The following is an 18,218-nucleotide window of genomic DNA, read 5'->3' on the forward strand; positions in this document are numbered from 1 at the left end:
TTATTTTAAATTGGTTCTGAAGAAATTATCTAGTTTTTCAAAAGGAATCACATCAACATTATCATATAAATCCACGTGAACCGCATTGGGGATAATCATCAATTCTTTCGGTTCTGCAGCCATTTTATAAATGTCTTCACTCATATATTTGGAATGCGCATTTTCCCCGGCAATTAACAACATTGGTCTTGGCGAAATTTCTTTGATGTAACTCAACATTACCGAATTGGCAAAAGATAAAGAGTTGGTTTTCGTCCAGCCTTTATTGGAATTTAAAGAACGTTTGTGATATCCTCTCGGCGTTTTGTAATAATCAAAATAATCCTTTACAAATTGAGGTTCATCACCGTTTAATTTTTCAGGCAAATGAGTTGTTGGATATTCAGGTTTTCCATTTTCAGCATCAACCCAACGTTGCAGGCTCATTGTTTCGAAAGCTTTTGTACGCTCTTCGGGAGTCATTTTATCGTAATATCCTTTGGCGCTCACTCTTGAAATATCATAAGCACTCGTCGTCGCCACCGCTTTCACACGTTTGTCGACAATGGTTGCATTTAAAGCAAAAGTTGCAAAACCACAGATTCCGATAATTCCGATTTTATTTCGGTCAATATTTTTTTGAAGTCCAAGGAAATCAACTGCTGCACTGAAATCTTCGGTATTGATGTCTGGCGAAGCAATATCTCTCGGCTCGCCTCCACTTTCGCCGGTGTAAGAAGGATCGAAAGCGATAACGGCAAAACCTCTTTCCGCCATTTGATTGGCATACAAACCGGAAGATTGTTCTTTCACCGCACCAAACGGCCCACTGATTGCCAAGGCTGCCAATTTTTCGTTTCCTGTATTTTTTGGAAGGTATAAATCTCCTGAAAGGGTGATTCCGTAACGGTTTTTGAAGCTAACCGCTTTTCGGGTTACTTTATCGCTGAGTTGGAAAGTATAATGTTCGTTTTGTTCTGTTGTATTCATTGTTTTTTGATTTGATTTTTTATTTTGCGCGAATGCCTTTCCGATGAAAAGAAAGGACAAAGCCATCACTGTCGTTACTATTTTCATATCTGAATTTTGTTTAAAAAATTACTGATACAAAATTAGATACAGCGAAGTGCTAACAGTTAATAATAATCAAACCAAAAATTAAGAAAATCAAACCTCAGTCAAACGAAATGCTTTTGGATTGGTTCCGGTTTGTTTTTTAAAGAAATTATTAAAATAGGTCGGATAATCGAATCCGAGTGCGAAAGCGATTTCTGAAATATTCCAGTCAGTGTGCTGCAGCAATGCTTTTGCTTCTGTGAGAATACGTTCCGTGATATGAGCTGTCGTAGATTTTCCAGTCACTTCTTTTACAGCACGGTTGAGATAATTAACATGAACATTCAGATTTTTTGCAAAATCCTGAGCCGATTTCAGTTGCAGAGATTGGTCGGTTGTTTCAATAGGAAATTGTCTTTCCAACAATTCCAGAAAAACAGATGATAATCTTGATACCGCATTTTTGTTCTGGTTGAAATCTTCTGCAGGTTCCAACTTTAAAGATTCGTGAATGATAAGGCTGATGTAATTGCGAATCAATTCATCTTTGTAAACATAATCACTTTCTTGCTCGGTAATCATTTTTTGGAAAATGGTATTGAGAAAAAGTCTCTGTTCTTCGGTAATTTTCAGAACGGGAGTTCCGCCAATTTTAAAGAAAGAAGATTGCTGTAAGCTTTCGGAGCGTTCAGAATTTTTGAAAAATTCTTCAGAAAAAAGAATAGTATAACCTTTGTAAGTTGTAGAAATCGTTTCCCAGGAGTACGGAATATGGGGATTTCCGAAGAACAAAACAGTTCCTTCCTGCTCGAAGCTTTTATCAGAATAATGAATCTTACTTTTCCCAGTCGTCAGGCAGATTTTATAGAATTCTTTTCTGCTGTACACGCGAGTATCGCTTCCATCCTGCTCAATCTGGAATGCACGGAAACCTTTTAATTTTAATTCAGTATTAAACTCCGATACAACTCTTTGCACCTTTTCTTTCATTTTTCAAAGTTAAGAAATTCAAACCAAAAAAAATTTATCAAGGAAGTTAAATACCAATAGAATCTTCTTTTAACGTGATTATCGCATACATTTGCAGGGATTCTCAATCATATTTGAGTTTTCATGGTTATTAGTTTTTATCCTCGACGAAAGTCGGGGATTTTTTGTTTCAAGTGGATAATGAGAGTGAAACTTGATACTAGCCATAAGCTCCTTAATTTATCGGATGCTTACAAAGTTGATTTATAAAAAAACCTTCTTTTTGAAGAAGGTTAGTCAGTTACTTTCGTAGTTCAATAAAAGTAGATTAAGCTTTTGCTTTATCTCTTAAAGCTTTCATTTTATCGTGAGACGTTCTGAGAGACTCTTTCTGCTGACGAAGCAATACTTTGGTTTCCTCCATTACATCTTCATCATCAATAGCTGACTTATAAGCCTTTTGTGCTGCATCCTCGCCTGATTCACAGGCGCTAAGCACTGATGCTCTATCATTAATTGCGAATGCCGACTTAACATCCATCCATGCTCTGTATAGTTTTCCGGTAGTGGTTGTACCTTCTTCGGTGGAACCGCCATACTCGTGAATCTTGTTTTGGAGCTCTGCCCTATATTGTTGACTCTCGGTGATCATTCCGCTGAAAACTGTTTTCAGATCAAAATGCTCGTCATCCTGCAATTCATCAATTGCCTTTTTATAACCTTCTACTCGGTCGTTGTTAATTTTAATGAGGTCATTCATAGCCTCAATGCATGCATCGTGATTCATAACTTTTATTTTTTATATTAATAAATTGTTTGGGCTTTCATAGTTACAAACACTGTTCCGCATCGTAAATTTTAACATAATAAAAGTGTTAAATTACCCCACTAGTTTAGTACTTTTCAACCACCATAGACATTTCCATTTTCTAATGATATAGGGTGAGCGTCTTTAAAAATGATGACAGACTACTGTTAAAATCTTTGAAAATAACAAATGCCTTAGATTGATGCATTCAAAGGTTTTTAAGCTTTCTGAAACTCAAATGCTGTACTGTAATCAGTTTTCAATACAATAAAGGCATTGAACCTTTTACCGTTCTTACTTTTCATATTGTTGATTAAGGGTGTTTTCTTGTGATGAATCAATGCAGTAATATCATTGATTCTTAACTGTACACCACAGACCATTCTGTATAATATCCAATTGCACTGCTCGTGAGGACATTTTACTACTTGATCTGTAATGATCAGATTTTGCTGTTGGCATTGGGGACATGGTATCTCAGGAAGCTTTTCTTGTGGAATGTGGAGTGCTAAAAGCTCATTGGTTATTTCTTTTGTGTAGGTCTTAATATCATCAATGAATTGATCTTTATTGAGCTCGCCTTTCTCAATTTGACTCAGCGCTATCTCCCACTCTGCAGTCATCTGAACATTGGCTATTTTTTTGTCTTTGACCAGATTATAAACTTTCAATCCTTTGTCGGTGGGAATTAATGTTTTGTTTTTTCTGATGATGTAGTTTCTTTTCAATAATGTTTCGATAATGGATGCTCTGGTTGCCGGAGTGCCGATACCGATATTCCTCAGTGCCTGCTGCTGGTCTTTATCGTTAATTTTTCTACCTGCATTTTCCATAGCAGATAACAAATCGGCTTCGGTATAAAGCTTTGGAGCCACGCTATGTTTTTCCTTTAATGCTGCATTTGAAATTTTAAGTTCATCGCCAATTTTAAGTTCCGGAAGATCTAAAAGTGTTTCGTTGTTGATTGGATTGTTTTGAAGATCTGCATCGGAGCAGCTATCATTGGTCATAATTCCCCTGATGGCACGCCAGCCTTTCGTAATGATTTTTGTGCCTCTTACACCGAACTCGTAATGATGAACTTTGAGGCTTATATGGGTAAGTTGCTTTGAACAGTGTTCTGACAGAGACTCTAATAATCTGTAAACAATCATATCATAGACAGCTTTTTCGCTGACTGTTAAAGCGGAGGGGATTTTCGTTGTCGGTAATAGCCCGTGATGGTCTGTGACCTTGATATCATTGACGATCCGTTTGTTAAAGTTGCCAAATTTTAAGAAACTTATGGATGGTTTAAACTGATCTATAAGATTGAGAATTCTTACCAGTTCTGGAATTTCTGTCCACAGATCCTCGGGGATATATGAACTGCCGGTTCGGGGATAGCTGATGAATTGTTTTTCATATAGGCTTTGCGCTGTCTGCAAAACTTCATCTGCGGTAAGTCCTAGTTTGCGGTTGGCTTCTTTTTGAAGTTCTGTTAAATCAAATAGTAAAGGAGATTTTTCTTTGATTGTTTGAATGCTTACCTCTTTAATAGTGCCTTTGCCCTCCCGCTCAATGGATTTTAAAATTTGTTCTACCTGTTTTTGATCTTCCCAATGTAAATCTGACAGACTTGTAAAATCGAGGTAATTTTTTCTGTGCTTGAGCTGGATCTGCCAGTATTTCTTTTTTTTGAAATTGTTATTTTCCTCAAATCTTTTGCAGATTAAAGCAAGTGTAGGTGTTTGAACTCTGCCTAATGAATAAACGTCATTATGGGCAGCAATGCTCAATGCCTGAGTAGCATTGATACCGACCAACCAATCAGCTTCGCTTCTGGCCTGAGCAGCTTTGTAAAGATCGTCAAAGTCTGAACCGGGCTTCAGGTTTTTGAAGCCTTCAGTAATGGCTTTGTCAGTCAAGGAACTGATCCATAACCTTTCAAATGGTTTTTTACATTTCAGGTAATCATAAATATAGCGGAAGATCAACTCTCCTTCTCTTCCAGCATCTGTTGCAGCAATGATGCTGTCGCATGGGCTGATGACTTTTTTGATGATTTTCAACTGTTTCAATGCAGACGGATCAATTTTGTGAACATTGGACTGTTTGCTTGTTCTGGGTGTCAGGATAAATGGATTGGGAAAGATAGGTAAAGAGGCTTGATTAAAGCCTCTTATACCGTAATCTTCCGGCATTCCTAAAGCGACCAAATGTCCCAAAGCCCAAGTTACACAATATCCTTTGCCTTCAAAGAAGCCATCTCTTCTTTCAGTGGCATTTAATAGTTTTGCAATGGCTCTTGCAACACTGGGTTTTTCTGCAATAATAGCTTTCATAGGTTTCACTTTTTAGGATTTATAGTGTTGGAATCAATTCTATTCTATGACATCTTGCGGCCTCTGGATTTTGACGGTGCGGTCTGCTGGTCTTTCTGCTGCTTATTGGTTGGCCGTTGCTGCCTAGGCTGTAATTCATCTTTGATGTGTTTGGTGGCTTCATTGGTTTTACCATCACTATTAACAGCCTTCTGGGTCTTATGTTCCTCTGCTGGCTGAGCTTTTTCTTTTAGATTGGGATTCTTGAAAGAAAAATCAGTCTTAGCAGTTTCTTGATTGAAAGTGATGTAGCCTTGGTATTCTTTTCCTTTGCCATCTGTCAGTCCACTGACGTAAACCGTCTCTCCCGCTTTAAATTTTTCATACTGTTTATCATCCAGCTCTTGACCTCTGAAGACTCTTGGTGCTTCATCAATGTTACTTTGACTTTGCTTTTGATTCTGTTCTTGCTTTGGATTATTGTTGAATATAAACTCGACATAACGTTTGTCTGCATTGAACTGTACGGTAGCATCAAACGGTTCACCTTTGGTAGAGATCATTCCTTCCAGATACAATGGTCTGCCTTCAAGCAGAGTCTGCTTCTGATAATCATCCAGTCGAATACCCTTAATTTCATCAGGGATTTTCATATATTCTGTTCTGTAGGCTACCAGTTCATTGGTAAGCCGGTCACGGCTGATAACGGAAGGGATAATTTCATCTGTCTTAGGATTAGTGAGATCAACGACTCTTCCCATATTGCCGCTTTCACGGAGGTTCTTCTTATCCTCGTCACTGAATTCATGACCAAGAAATTTTAGATTGTAGTTGGGTTCTCTGCGGATGCCGTGAAGGTGAACAGAAACCTGACCTGTATCGCCTTCCTGTAAGGATAATCGGACATCCATTTTGCTCACTGCTGTTCCGAGATTAATTGTTATAGGGATTAACGTATTGGTTTTATACCCCCTGAGCAATGACTCCATAACATTCATTTTTTCCAGCTTTTCCTGATTAAGCCCGAATTTTTCCATCGTTTTCCAGTCGATCTGCTCTGGCTGAAAACGGTATTCCTGATGGTCTGTGTTGTTTTCCATTGTATTTTGATTTTTTAATTGGTTTGTCTGATATGGTAAGATTTCATAATCTTGGATTTTATTCCTGTCTTCTGAACAGGCCTGATCTACATAGTGCTGAAGATCCTTTGCTGTGTTGACGGCATCATATTTCGAAACTTTGAAAAAGCTGAAACGCGATGGGTTTTTAAGCTGTCTGTAAAAGTTAGAAAAGAAGTTGGAAAAGATATCGCCATGTTTATCAACTCTGATTAATGGTTCATCAGCTTTCTTATTTTCTGGAGCGATCTTTTGAATCTTTCCACTGCTGTCAATATCCTTTACCATCTCAATCTTATTGGTTTCGTTGTCTAAAACCAATAAGGTATCCGATGAGGATTTGATATCATTATCTATAGCTCTGTTTTGAATTATTTCTTCCATCACCTAAAGTTTTAATGGTTTAGTGAGATAAAATTAAGTTCTGCAGTATTGTTATTTTAGTCTGGGGAATTTAAAGATATCTTTTGGCTCCTAATGGCTTAATAGCTCAGGAGCTCAGACATTCTCTGATCAGTTGATGCACATCGGAAAGTTTATAATAGAGCTTTCCACTGATAGTATAGTAGGGCAGCTTTTTATTGGTGCGGTAGCGCTGCAAAGATCTTGAACTGATCTTAAGCAGTTGTAAAACATCCTGATTGTCCAGCAACTGCTCACCATCGACTTCTATAAATTGGGAGCGTTGGCTGGACACCTGTTCTTTGAGAATGTCGAATCGTTCCATGATTCGTTCCATCCAGACTATAAATTCTGTTCTTTCGATATTCATTGTAGTAATTGTTTGATGTTAATATTTTGAACAGTTGATCAACTTTTAATGAGGTAAAATTGAATATTGAACAGCAAATAAAATCACTACTTCTTCGGAGTACCGATAAGATTTTTTAAATTCAAAAAAATATAGTTGTTAAAGATCGAGCACTGATCAGTATTAAAATAAGTTTTTAGAAGGACAAAAATTTAATGATTTCTACTTCTTAAAAACTTTCATGGAAATAGAAAAGTTTTTTTATGAATAATTAAAGTCAAGTATAATTTTTTTAAAAATACTTGAGTAAAATTAATATTTTTAATCGAAATAAAATATTAATGATTTAAGCCAAATTGGTAAGGTTAATTATATAAAGTAATAAAAATAAATTTATTTTTCTTTAAAAAGTAATAAATGAATCAACAACCGAACAACTTATGGAATAATTTATTAGCATTTCCCAAAAGTCTTTTATACCTTTTATTGAAAGTTTTGTGATCTTTTATAAGGAATCTGCAGTCATTCCGTTCAAAAGACTACGGTGACAGAGGAAATAATCAAAATGCTTTTCGTAAGATCTAGTCAGAAATTCATTTATCAAAATTCAAAAAACTGATTTTCAATGATGGCAAATCGAAATGTGGGGCTACATGTTCGAGAGTATTATGAGACAATAATATAGTCTGCTGTTTCAAAATGGAAAAATTTTCGTATTTCTTTATGATATCGAAAATGTAGCAAAATCACATATCACTTCTGGAAATCTCTTTATATAACTCTTCATGAATTATTTTCCATTCGTTTTTTTTAATTGGGAACAAAACCGAGACAGACCTAATTCATACAAAATCATTTTCCTATAGGTTTAGGATCATCATCAAAAATATGCCCAAGAGGAGACTCACATCGGCCACATACAAACTTTACTTCTCTCGATATTGTGAGACATGTCTTTTTTATATGTAACACCGTTTTTACGTAGAGGCTGAAAAAAAGATGTTCATCCATGGGTGGTTTTGTACTGCATAAAAATATAGATTTTTCGCATACTGCTCAGTAGTAATACCTTTTTCTTCAAATGGGGGTAATTTGCCAGGGGACACTGTCTCGGTAACGGCCTCTTTTACTTCTTGATAAAGCTTAGTCTCTTATATTTTTTTGCACTCTGCATTGCTTACTATTAAAGATTGCGTTCCTGTTATAGAATAGTATGGATTTTTAGACATTAAATTAGATTGTGATAAATGTCGTCGTCCGAAAATTAATAACGGGCCAATTACAAGAATTTAAATTATTCATATCTGTGATTTTATGTGAAACGTATTATCATTTACGATATAAAAGATTTTTTGAATTGTTTTTATACAACCATATTTGAATGTTCTAAATCACAAATATTAAGATTAAATATTGTCTTATTTAATTTTGAATAATAAGAAAATTTATAGAAATGAAAAAACTGGAGATTATTAAATCGCCAGTTTTTTGTAATTTAATTATTTGTTATTTCCAAGGGTCTAAAACAACTTTGACACAATTATCTTCTTTCTTTTGAAATATTTCATAACCTTTTGCCACTTCGTCCAGAGACAATCTGTGTGTAATGATATCATCTAATCTTACTTGACCAGTTTCTACATATTTTAGCAATTTGTCAACAATGGCGTGGACTGGAGACTGCCCTGCTTTCAACGTAATTCCTTTGTCAAAAATTTGACCGACTTTAAAATTATCATAATTAACTGGATAAACGCCCAGAACTGAAACTATTCCTCCACGGCGAACACCACTCATACAGGCTTCTAAAACTTTAATAGAGCCTTTCTCAAAATTCAGAACAGCTTTAGCTTTATCCAATAAATTTCTTTCAGGTTCAAATCCAACTGCATCGATACAAAGGTCGGCACCTCTGCCTTCTGTCATATCTCTAATCTGCTCCACAGTCTGTTCTGCATCCTCCCAAAGAATGGTTTCGCAGCCTGTCAGTTTTTTAATTTGATCCAATCTATATTGCAATGTATCGATGACAATTACTTTTCCTGCATTATGAAGAATAGCACTCTTTACCGCCATAGAACCTACTGGACCTGCACCGAATATTGCAACAGACTCACCACCTTTCAATTCGCCCCACATTACACCCGTGTAGCCCGTTGGGAAAATATCAGTCAGGAAAAGAACTTGTTCATCTGTCAGAATATCTGGTACTTTTCTAGGACCGAAATTAGCATAAGGCACGCGGACATACTGCGCCTGTCCCCCGTTATAACCGCCATACAAATCGGTGTAGCCAAACATTCCTCCTCCTTTTTCGGTTAAGATTCCGCCTTCGGGACCATAGTGATCCGGATTGCTGTTTTCGCAAGCTCCCGGTAAATCGTGCTCGCAGAAGAAACATCCCCCACAGGCAATCGGGAAAGGCACAACTACTCTATCCCCTATCTGGAGATGGGAAATATTAGCTCCAACCTCTTCCACGATTCCCATAAACTCGTGTCCCATTACCATTGGTTTTAGCTGAGGCATCCCTCCGGAATACATATGAAGGTCACTTCCGCAAATGGCGGTTGAAGTCACTTTCAGAATAATATCATTTTGATCTTCTATGATTGGATCTTCTACTGTGTCACAGGTAATTTTACCCGGTGCGTGAAAAACTGCTGCTTTCATAACTTTAATATTTTTTGATGATTTGATTTCATTTTAGGCTGGATTATTCCTTTCAAGTTCCAATTCCCAAACACGGTGATTCGCAATAGCTTTGATGAATAATTCATCTGCCTTTTTAACTTCTGAATTGACAATCCCAGGATCGCTGTGGGTTTTTGTTGCCACGTGACTCGCTTTGTAAATGGCTTCTGTTTCTTTACCAAAATAGATGGATTTGCAATGCTTATATGCCTCATTCACAAAATGAATTGTTCCTGGTTTATTTTCGACATTCATAAGAATATCGACAGAATCTTTTCCGCTGCACAGATACAAAGCATCAAAACATACACTTGCTGTACTGGTTAAAGAATGTTTTGGAATGAAAACGGTTCCGTCATCAGCAGTAACTGCTGCAAGGCTTCCAGCGATGATCTGTACCTCTGCGCCTTTCTTTTCCAATTTTGATTTTAACATCTGAACATCGGTTGCATTCACGCCATCTTCCATTATAAAACCAATCACTCTGCTTTCTATGGAATCTTTTGCTGTATTTTTCATACTCAAAGCTTCCGATTCAGCTATGCTTGGTTCAGTTTCTTTACTTTGTAGGCTTTTGGGATCAGCATCTGCAGGAATACTGCCATTGGGCTGTTTCAGTTTCACCACATCTACTCCAACTTTCTTCGCAACAACTGAAGCCAAATCTTTGTTGATGAATAATAACTGTCCCACCAATCTTTCTCTGATCTCAGGAATAGTCACTTTTGACAATTCGAAAATCAATGCTTTTTGCAAATGTGTTTTTTCGGGCTCCGATTGACTGTTGTAAAATAGTTTGGCTTGAGAATAATGATCTACAAAACTTTCACTTCTTGCCCGGATTTTCTTTCCATCCACACGCTCTGCCTGAGACGTGAATCCGCCATCTTTCATCATCGCCTGATAGGGGCAGCCGCCACCTATAGAATTGGGTTCATAACTGACTTTTCCTTTGACGATTTGCTGGCGCATATGTCCATCTCGTTGATTATTATGAACTGTGTTTACAGACCTGTTGATGGGGATCTCGTGGAAATTAGGTGACCCTAATCTTGACAATTGTGTATCGGTGTAAGAAAATAATCGGCCCTGCAATAATGGGTCATTACTGAAATCAATCCCTGGAACCAAATGTCCCGGATGAAAAGCAATCTGCTCCGTTTCTGAAAAGAAATTGTCAGGATTTCTATTGAGTGTTAATGTACCGATGATTTGAACAGGAACCAATTCTTCAGGAACTAATTTCGTTGGGTCGAGAAGATCAAAATCGTAATCGTTTTCATTCTCCTCAGGAATCAGCTGGACGCCAAATTCCCATTGTGGAAATGCTCCATTTTCGATGGCTTCCCAAAGATCTCTTCTATGAAAATCTGGGTCCTTTCCTGATATTTTTGTCGCTTCGTCCCAGGCTACGGAATGAACGCCCAACTTCGGTTTGAAATGGAATTTAACGAAATGAACATCACCTTCATTATTAATGAATTTGAAAGAATGAACGCCAAAACCTTCCATCATGCGGTAGCTTCTCGGAACGGCTCTATCGCTCATCAACCACATAATCATATGCATACTTTCTGGCATTAATGAAATAAAGTCCCAGAATGTATCGTGCGCAGAAGCCGCTTGTGGAATTTCGTTATCCGGTTCAGGCTTTACTGCATGTACCAAATCTGGAAATTTCATAGCATCCTGAATGAAAAATACGGGCATATTATTCCCTACCAAATCATAATTACCTTCATCGGTATAGAACTTAACTGCAAATCCTCTAACATCTCTAGCCAAATCGGTGCTTCCACGGCTTCCTGCAACTGTAGAAAATCTAACGAAAACAGGCACTTCTTTTCCCACTTCTGTCAGGAACTTGGCTTTGGTATATTTTTCCAGACTGTGGGTCAATTTGAAAACGCCATGAGCACCGGAACCTCTGGCGTGGACAATTCTTTCAGGAATTCTTTCGTGGTCAAAATGGGTGATTTTCTCTCTCAAAATAAAATCTTCCAATAAGCTCGGACCTCGCTCTCCAGCTTTGAGAGAGTCCTGATTGTTGTTGATTTTCAGACCTTGATTCGTCGTGAGTTTTTCATCCGCATTATCCGTCGTATGATTTTGAAGCTGATCCCGTTTTGTATTTTTAAAATTTTTATCGTTTTTCATATTGTAAATTTTGGTAATGGATGTATTTTTCCTCTCCCACACAAGTCATTGAATGAGATGAATAGAAAGAATTGATATCAGGATTAAATCCTGATATCAATAACTAGGAAAAAAAATTATTAAAACAAGTCACACACTTCAGTGCAGAAGTATGTAGAATTAATGTCTTTAAGTATCATTTAGCGAACTCTCATAGAATCCCGATTGGATGAAGAAAGATTATCTGCTCGAGAAGAGGTTGTTCCGGTAGCTCCAGATGAAACTGTTGTACTGTCCATAGTAGTACCGCTGTTCATAGATGATGTATCCACAGACGTACTGTCAGATAATACAGATTCTGAGTTTTCAGAAGACTTATTGCTGTTACAACTAAACAGCAATCCCGTAGCGAAGATTAAGAATAATTTTTTCATAATAATTTATTTTTTGGTATTTGGTATTTTCAAAGTTAGATAGAAGATTATGTCTGGTTTATGATTTGAATCATAGAAAATATTTCTAACGCATCATCTGCTGTTATAAAACATCATAATCTTCTATAGAATCCAGTCGGACTCCAGTGTCTAGAATGAGCGTACATCCGCGACTAGAATTACTCGGATTGAGATAAACAATATGGTCAACATTAACCAAAATAAAATTGTTAACCGATGTATAGACTTTAATAAACATTACTACCGCTTATTGGAGTTACTTTTTGGAAGGGTCAATTATCATTCGTAATGGCTGGTCTTTTGTGATGTAGGAATTCAGCCAGTTGAAAAAAGTGGTGATTTTATTTCTGATATTGATCAGAGACATTAAATGAACAAATATCCAAATCAACCAGGCGAAAAACCCATTGAAATGCTTAAAAGGTCCGGGAACATCTGCGACAGCTCTATTTCTTCTGATAATTGCCATTGAACCTTTGTCATTATAGATAAATGCTTTTTTTTCTTTTCCTTGATTTTCAGCTATAATATTTTTTGCTAACAATTTACCTTGTTGCATCGCAACCTGTGCCAGTTGAGGATGACCTTGTGGAAAATGAGGGTCAGAAGTCATCAAAGATGTGTCGCCAATAGCGTAGATATTCTTGATTCCACGTACTTCATTAAAAGAATCGACCGTCAGTCTGTTTCCTTTACCGAAAGATTCTTCAGGCAAGCCCTTGAATTTTTGAGCAGTCACGCCGGCAGTCCAAATGAGATTTTCACTGTCTATAAAAGTACCATCTGCAAGATGCACAATACCATCAACGTAATCTTTTACATTTTGCCCCAGCTTAATGATCACTCCACTTTTTTCTAAAGTCTTCTTTGCATATTGTTGTGATTCTTTACTCATCGGCGCTAAAATACTTGACAAACCGTCCACTAAATAAATATCAAATTTTGTGTTTTTAAGTTCTGGATAATCCTTAAATAAAATATTTTTTCTCAGTTCACTCAGCATTCCTGCTACTTCTACACCGGTAGGTCCGCCTCCGGCAATGACGAAGGTTGTTAATTTCTTTCTCAGATTTTCGTCATCTGTTTTAGAAGCTCTTTCCAATCTTTCTAATAATCGATTTTTAAGATTGATGGCGTCGGTAACAGTTTTCATTGGAAGTGCATTCTCTTTAATACTTTCAATTCCGAAATAGTTTGTGACTGTTCCGGTGGCAAGAATGAGTTTATCATAAGATATTGATCCACAATTTAAACTGATCTTATTTTCTAGAGGAATAATTTCTTTCAAATTTCCCATAATGAAAGAAAATCTGTCAGCCGACCTGAAATGTTTTCTAAACGGATAACTGATATTGGAAACATCTAAAAATCCAGTAGCAACTTGATATAATAAAGGGGGGAAAAAATTATAATTATTTTTATCAACTAATACGACGCGACCATTTATATCAGCCTTTAGAAGCTGCTCAGCTAGCTCCACGCCGGCAAATCCCCCGCCTATAATTACAATCGTCTGTCGATTTTTCATATTGAAATCATTGTTTTATATAGTAATTTACTTACATTAAAATTCATTAATGTATTATTGATAACTAAAAACTCATTTACTACTAATAAAGCACTTTATGATTCTTAATTTTCACAATTTTGTTTTTTTCCATCACCTTCAAAGTTCTGATAGTTGTTTCAACACAAAGTCCTGTAAAACTCGCCATCTGTTGTCTTGTTAAGGGTACCTGAAACGAATAGGGTTCTTTACAGTTTGTCTGCATACCTTTCAGATAATCCATAAAATTTCTAAGTTTAGAAACAGGATTTTGAGAACTGAGATATTGTCCCATCACATACCTGAAATACATTGAATTTGAAATACTTTTTATCGTATCCAAATAATTCTCAGGATGTTTCTCTAACAATTCTAAAAATTTTTGTTTGGATAATTTCAGAATTTTACAAGATACTAACGCTACAGCATTCATAGGGTAGGAATTGTCTGTAAACAACATAGATTCTCCAAAACTTTGCCCTTTTACTAAGATATTTTGGATAGCTTCTTTACCCTCTTCATTATAATTATTCAACTTAACTTCGCCTTCCACAATTTGAAAATAATAGCTAGGCGTACTGCCTTCCGAAAAAATCGTACTGCCTGTCGCATGATGTTCTGTATCAGCTCCCAGCGATTCTAAAATTAATTCTTCTATAACCATAATAAATGATTTTGTTTCTTATGATTCTAAAAGTTTATAGCTTCCAAAAACACGGAAATATTATAATGATGTGAATTTGTGATTTTTTAAATGAGCAACAATAATCATTCCAATTAATTGATATACCCCTACATACAGAAACACGAAAATAACCTTATTAACTATGCTTAATAAGGCTTTCCGTCAACAATTGATTGTCAATAATCTATTTGATTGAAAAATTTCTTGTTTGCAACTATCGTCTTCTGACCGAATCTTTTCTTCGCAAAAGACTGTCGTTTGGAGAGGCGGTACTTGAATTCAGATTACTGCTGTCCGAAGTGGAAGTATTGTTCATAGTAGAAGAAGTTGATAAAGAATCATTTTGACCATTAGCAACGGATAGAGAATCTGACTTATAATTGTCCTGAGACTTGTTGTCTTTGCAACTGAAAAGAAGTCCAATTACAGAAACGAAGATTAACTTTTTTATAAAACTTTTATTTTGGTAATATCAAAGTTAGAGAGAATCATCCCTGTTATTTATGATTTGAGTCATAAAGAAGGTATTAAAATTTTAATAAAAATTCAACACCAGGATGTTTATTATATTAAGTATATAATTATTTCCGATTATTACTGTCAAATTTTAATTGCTTATGTTTTCCGTTCTTGCCTCGAGGGAAGTTTGATAAGCCTTATTTCGCAGTTTTTGTAATCGGCCTACGGGCTGAAGCTCTGGCATATTTTCAAACGGGTTAAAGGACATCTTTTCAATAAGTGCATCATCTCTGCCTATTAATTCGGAAAGCTTTATCTTGCCAATGGGAATAAATTCAGAATTTTTCCACAATTTATTCAATTGATTGATTGGCTGTTCCTTTTTATTATAGCAATATTGAACCATGAGTTCAAGTTCATAATCATTCTTCTGGAAATAATTTTTGATCGAAAGGTCAATTCTCTGTTCGTCCGATTTTTTGGGAGTATCAAGAGGGACAAGTTTATATTTGATCATATCATCTCCAAACCTGTACACACCAATACTGTGATACTCGAAAGATAGGATAAAATGATTCTTTTTTTGTATAAAATTAAACACCTCACGAATGAAAGATAACTGGAAAAAATCTGGAATCACGAACATCATATTCTTGATTATAGTCAACGCATTCCAAAATTTTCTAAAAAGATTTCCTGAGAAAAAATAATTAATTGATGTAAAAATTTTTAAAAACCGTGAGATGTCTGTAATAGGAAAAAGTGGAAAATTTACCATCGGAATATTGGTGATCACGCCCTCATTATCTATAAGGGCAAGTGAAAATCCATATGCAGGAATTGTTCTCTTCTGTGGCACTATTTTCATATGGGCATTAGAAATTCTTATAGTACAATCCAGTTGCTTTGAAAAAAAAATCGGTTTTACTTGCTGGGTACGATAAGGTGTAAAAGTCCCCTTCAACGCACCGTAAGAGGTTGCATGGGCATCCCGTGTTCTTATTTTTTTGTTGTTAATCTTTCCCGATCGAATAACATACTCTTTAACAGACGTACAGGCTTGATCCAAGAGAGATACTTCCTTGGCAGTCAAGCTGTCAAAATCTGAACTATATTTTAGTTTATTTCTCATAAGAATTTATGTTATCATAATAATGATAAACTTAGGGAGATTCAACAGCACAGTATATGATTCGAATCATAATTAATAATGGTTGACATAGGGATATCAATTTCATAAAAAATAATAATGAGAATCAATCAGGAAAAGAGTTCATAAAATACGAATAGAATCGAAATTCCAACGCCAAAGTTAAGACGCTATTAATAAAATATTTTTCTATTGATAATCTTCAACAATTTTTGTTTTTCTAGCTTTTTAATAGTTCTAATGACCGTTTCTACACGTAATCCCACTAAGCTGGCAATTTCTTTTCTTGTTAAATAAATTTGAAAGGAATATAGACGCTGATCGGTCTCATTTCTTTTGAGATAATTCATAAAAGAAATTAATTTTTCAGCACTGTCCTGTATAAAATAAATGTCAGATAGTTGGACATTATGGTAAAGAATTTTTGACATACTGCGAAGCATTTCAGCACTAATTTCAGGATGTTCATCCATTAGTAATAGATAGTCTACAATTGCGATTTTATAAATTTCGCAATCACTTAAAGCTACTGCAGTAAAGGGATACACATCATCTGTAAAAATCATAAAATCTGCAATGCCTTCCCCGCAATGTCTATTCCCAAAAATAAGTTGCTTTATATAACCTTGCTTGCTTATAAGTTTAATGTCACCATTATTCAAATAGAAATGATTAATAGGAGCATCACCCGATGAAAATATTATTCCTCCCGATTTATAATATAAAAATTCTGTGCTGCCTGATTTTTTAAGAATTTCTTCAATCTTCACAATCTTTTCATTTACATTTAAAAAAATCAATTAACCTGTATAAATTAAGCAAGAGTACTTTTTCTAAGGTGTATAATTATATACGAAAAAAATCCAGGTCTTAGTTTTTTTTAAAGTAAATCTCTATTAACAAATTACTGGATTTTTATACATTTACTAATGAAGATTTTTAATTTTTAGAACTGCATTTTTTAGTCGTGTCAGTCCATCTGAGAGCACTTCGATTGGACAACCAATATTGATTCTTAAAAAACCTTTACCCGCTTCACCGTACATTGTTCCAGGATTTAGCCAAAGTTTCTCTTCTTCGAGTAAGATTTTGGATAATTCTTCAGACGTTAAATTTAAAGATTGACAGTCCAACCAGACGAGATAAGTGGCTTCTAATGGGATGACTTTGATTTCAGGTATGTATTGAGCAATATAATTTTTTAGATATTGGAAATTCTGATATAAATAATCTTTGAGTTCTTCCATCCACTCTGCTCCGTTTTCATAGGCCGCAATTAATGCCGTGGTGGCTATTGGGTTAGGATAACTCGTTTCCTGAATCTCCAATGTTCGGTGAATTTTATTTAAAAGGTCTTCATTCTCAGAAATGACATAAGAAATGGGTAATCCTGCAAGGTTGAAAGTTTTACACGGTGAGCCACAAGTGACAGCCTCCAGATTATAATTTTTGGCAACTGATATAAAGGGAATATGTTGATGATCTTTATAAACCAGATCAGCGTGGATCTCATCTGAAACGACCATCACCTGATGTCTGGAACAGATGTCAGCAATGCGTTCCAGTTCACTTCTTTTCCATACTTTTCCTACAGGATTGTGAGGATTGCACAAGAGTAAAAGCTTGCTTTTAGGATCTGAAGTTTTTAGTTCGAGATCATCGAAATCGATTTCGTAATGACCGTTCTGATAGACCAGATTATTCTCTAACATCCCGAAACCGCAGTTTTCTATGAAATGATAAAAATGATTGTAAACAGGAGGCTGAATAATAATATGTTCTCCAGATTTGACAAAGCTTCTAAGAACAGCTGAGAGTGTCAGTATCATTCCAGGGCCTGCTAAGATCCAGTTTTTATTGATGTCTAAATCGTGAATTGTTTTCCACCAGTGAGCTATTGCCTCATTAAATTCACCGGGGATATTACTGTAACCAAAAACACCTTGTGCTATTTTTTTAGAAAGAGCGTCTGTGATTTCTGGGGCGGTTTTAAAATCCATATCAGCGACCCACATCGGTAGAACACTAGCTTCCGCAGAGTCCCATTTTACGGAATCGGTACCTCTTCTCTCTATAATCTCATCAAAATTGTATTTCATTCTAAAGCGT

At 35.8% G+C, this 18,218-nt stretch carries 15 protein-coding genes; all 15 read right to left on the reverse strand.

The window, feature by feature from the left end:
• The 15 genes from RTY06_RS03215 to RTY06_RS03285 all read right to left on the reverse strand — a co-directional run bounded on the left by RTY06_RS03215 (window position 1) and on the right by RTY06_RS03285 (window position 18,208).
• Window positions 1–1,056 carry an alpha/beta hydrolase gene (locus RTY06_RS03215; protein WP_312822776.1) on the reverse strand — a complete coding sequence of 352 codons (1,056 nt, stop codon included), beginning with the start codon at window positions 1,054–1,056 and terminating at the stop codon, window positions 1–3.
• 90 nt (window positions 1,057–1,146) lie between these two features.
• The gene (locus tag RTY06_RS03220; RefSeq protein WP_312822777.1) at window positions 1,147–2,025 is read right to left on the reverse strand and encodes a helix-turn-helix domain-containing protein; all 879 of its coding nucleotides are present in this window, start codon (window positions 2,023–2,025) and stop codon (window positions 1,147–1,149) included.
• 307 nt (window positions 2,026–2,332) lie between these two features.
• Complete coding sequence (locus RTY06_RS03225; RefSeq protein ID WP_312822779.1) at window positions 2,333–2,791, reverse strand: PA2169 family four-helix-bundle protein; 459 nt, start codon at window positions 2,789–2,791, stop codon at window positions 2,333–2,335.
• 239 nt (window positions 2,792–3,030) lie between these two features.
• Window positions 3,031–5,136, reverse strand: a complete 2,106-nt coding sequence (locus tag RTY06_RS03230) for a DNA topoisomerase 3 (protein ID WP_312822780.1) — start codon at window positions 5,134–5,136, stop codon at window positions 3,031–3,033.
• A gap of 44 nt (window positions 5,137–5,180) precedes the next feature.
• A complete protein-coding gene (locus RTY06_RS03235) occupies window positions 5,181–6,617 on the reverse strand; it encodes a DUF3945 domain-containing protein (protein ID WP_312822781.1) in 1,437 nt (478 codons plus the stop codon).
• A gap of 106 nt (window positions 6,618–6,723) precedes the next feature.
• Window positions 6,724–7,005, reverse strand: coding sequence for a helix-turn-helix domain-containing protein (locus RTY06_RS03240; protein ID WP_312822782.1), 282 nt, complete (start codon window positions 7,003–7,005; stop codon window positions 6,724–6,726).
• A 1,485-nt stretch (window positions 7,006–8,490) separates the two neighbouring features.
• Entirely contained in the window at window positions 8,491–9,657 is a 1,167-nt protein-coding gene (locus RTY06_RS03245) for a zinc-dependent alcohol dehydrogenase (protein WP_312822784.1), read from the reverse strand.
• A 33-nt stretch (window positions 9,658–9,690) separates the two neighbouring features.
• Complete coding sequence (locus RTY06_RS03250; protein ID WP_312822786.1) at window positions 9,691–11,835, reverse strand: catalase; 2,145 nt, start codon at window positions 11,833–11,835, stop codon at window positions 9,691–9,693.
• A 179-nt stretch (window positions 11,836–12,014) separates the two neighbouring features.
• Window positions 12,015–12,248 (reverse strand): hypothetical protein, encoded by a 234-nt coding sequence (locus tag RTY06_RS03255; RefSeq protein WP_312822787.1) that lies wholly within the window; start codon window positions 12,246–12,248, stop codon window positions 12,015–12,017.
• Window positions 12,249–12,351: 103 nt separating this feature from the next.
• Window positions 12,352–12,507, reverse strand: a complete 156-nt coding sequence (locus RTY06_RS03260) for a hypothetical protein (RefSeq protein WP_312822788.1) — start codon at window positions 12,505–12,507, stop codon at window positions 12,352–12,354.
• Window positions 12,508–12,525: 18 nt separating this feature from the next.
• Entirely contained in the window at window positions 12,526–13,797 is a 1,272-nt protein-coding gene (locus tag RTY06_RS03265; RefSeq protein ID WP_312822789.1) for an NAD(P)/FAD-dependent oxidoreductase, read from the reverse strand.
• Window positions 13,798–13,879: 82 nt separating this feature from the next.
• Window positions 13,880–14,479, reverse strand: a complete 600-nt coding sequence (locus tag RTY06_RS03270; RefSeq protein ID WP_312822790.1) for a Crp/Fnr family transcriptional regulator — start codon at window positions 14,477–14,479, stop codon at window positions 13,880–13,882.
• Window positions 14,480–15,107: 628 nt separating this feature from the next.
• Complete coding sequence (locus RTY06_RS03275; RefSeq protein ID WP_312822791.1) at window positions 15,108–16,091, reverse strand: catalase; 984 nt, start codon at window positions 16,089–16,091, stop codon at window positions 15,108–15,110.
• Window positions 16,092–16,282: 191 nt separating this feature from the next.
• The gene (locus tag RTY06_RS03280; RefSeq protein WP_312822792.1) at window positions 16,283–16,879 is read right to left on the reverse strand and encodes a Crp/Fnr family transcriptional regulator; all 597 of its coding nucleotides are present in this window, start codon (window positions 16,877–16,879) and stop codon (window positions 16,283–16,285) included.
• A gap of 156 nt (window positions 16,880–17,035) precedes the next feature.
• Window positions 17,036–18,208, reverse strand: coding sequence for a MalY/PatB family protein (locus RTY06_RS03285; RefSeq protein ID WP_312822794.1), 1,173 nt, complete (start codon window positions 18,206–18,208; stop codon window positions 17,036–17,038).
• Window positions 18,209–18,218 lie beyond the last annotated feature (10 nt).

This window comes from Epilithonimonas sp. (genome assembly GCF_032055105.1).
GTDB lineage: Bacteria > Bacteroidota > Bacteroidia > Flavobacteriales > Weeksellaceae > Epilithonimonas.

What these genes read in the sequence shown, in the direction of transcription:
- RTY06_RS03215 (WP_312822776.1), bottom strand. Translation starts at nt 1,056, where the DNA reads ATGAAAATAGTAACGACAGTGATGGCTTTGTCCTTTCTTTTCATCGGA.
- RTY06_RS03220 (WP_312822777.1), bottom strand. Translation starts at nt 2,025, where the DNA reads ATGAAAGAAAAGGTGCAAAGAGTTGTATCGGAGTTTAATACTGAATTA.
- RTY06_RS03225 (WP_312822779.1), bottom strand. Translation starts at nt 2,791, where the DNA reads ATGAATCACGATGCATGCATTGAGGCTATGAATGACCTCATTAAAATT.
- RTY06_RS03230 (WP_312822780.1), bottom strand. Translation starts at nt 5,136, where the DNA reads ATGAAAGCTATTATTGCAGAAAAACCCAGTGTTGCAAGAGCCATTGCA.
- RTY06_RS03235 (WP_312822781.1), bottom strand. Translation starts at nt 6,617, where the DNA reads ATGGAAGAAATAATTCAAAACAGAGCTATAGATAATGATATCAAATCC.
- RTY06_RS03240 (WP_312822782.1), bottom strand. Translation starts at nt 7,005, where the DNA reads ATGAATATCGAAAGAACAGAATTTATAGTCTGGATGGAACGAATCATG.
- RTY06_RS03245 (WP_312822784.1), bottom strand. Translation starts at nt 9,657, where the DNA reads ATGAAAGCAGCAGTTTTTCACGCACCGGGTAAAATTACCTGTGACACA.
- RTY06_RS03250 (WP_312822786.1), bottom strand. Translation starts at nt 11,835, where the DNA reads ATGAAAAACGATAAAAATTTTAAAAATACAAAACGGGATCAGCTTCAA.
- RTY06_RS03255 (WP_312822787.1), bottom strand. Translation starts at nt 12,248, where the DNA reads ATGAAAAAATTATTCTTAATCTTCGCTACGGGATTGCTGTTTAGTTGT.
- RTY06_RS03260 (WP_312822788.1), bottom strand. Translation starts at nt 12,507, where the DNA reads ATGTTTATTAAAGTCTATACATCGGTTAACAATTTTATTTTGGTTAAT.
- RTY06_RS03265 (WP_312822789.1), bottom strand. Translation starts at nt 13,797, where the DNA reads ATGAAAAATCGACAGACGATTGTAATTATAGGCGGGGGATTTGCCGGC.
- RTY06_RS03270 (WP_312822790.1), bottom strand. Translation starts at nt 14,479, where the DNA reads ATGGTTATAGAAGAATTAATTTTAGAATCGCTGGGAGCTGATACAGAA.
- RTY06_RS03275 (WP_312822791.1), bottom strand. Translation starts at nt 16,091, where the DNA reads ATGAGAAATAAACTAAAATATAGTTCAGATTTTGACAGCTTGACTGCC.
- RTY06_RS03285 (WP_312822794.1), bottom strand. Translation starts at nt 18,208, where the DNA reads ATGAAATACAATTTTGATGAGATTATAGAGAGAAGAGGTACCGATTCC.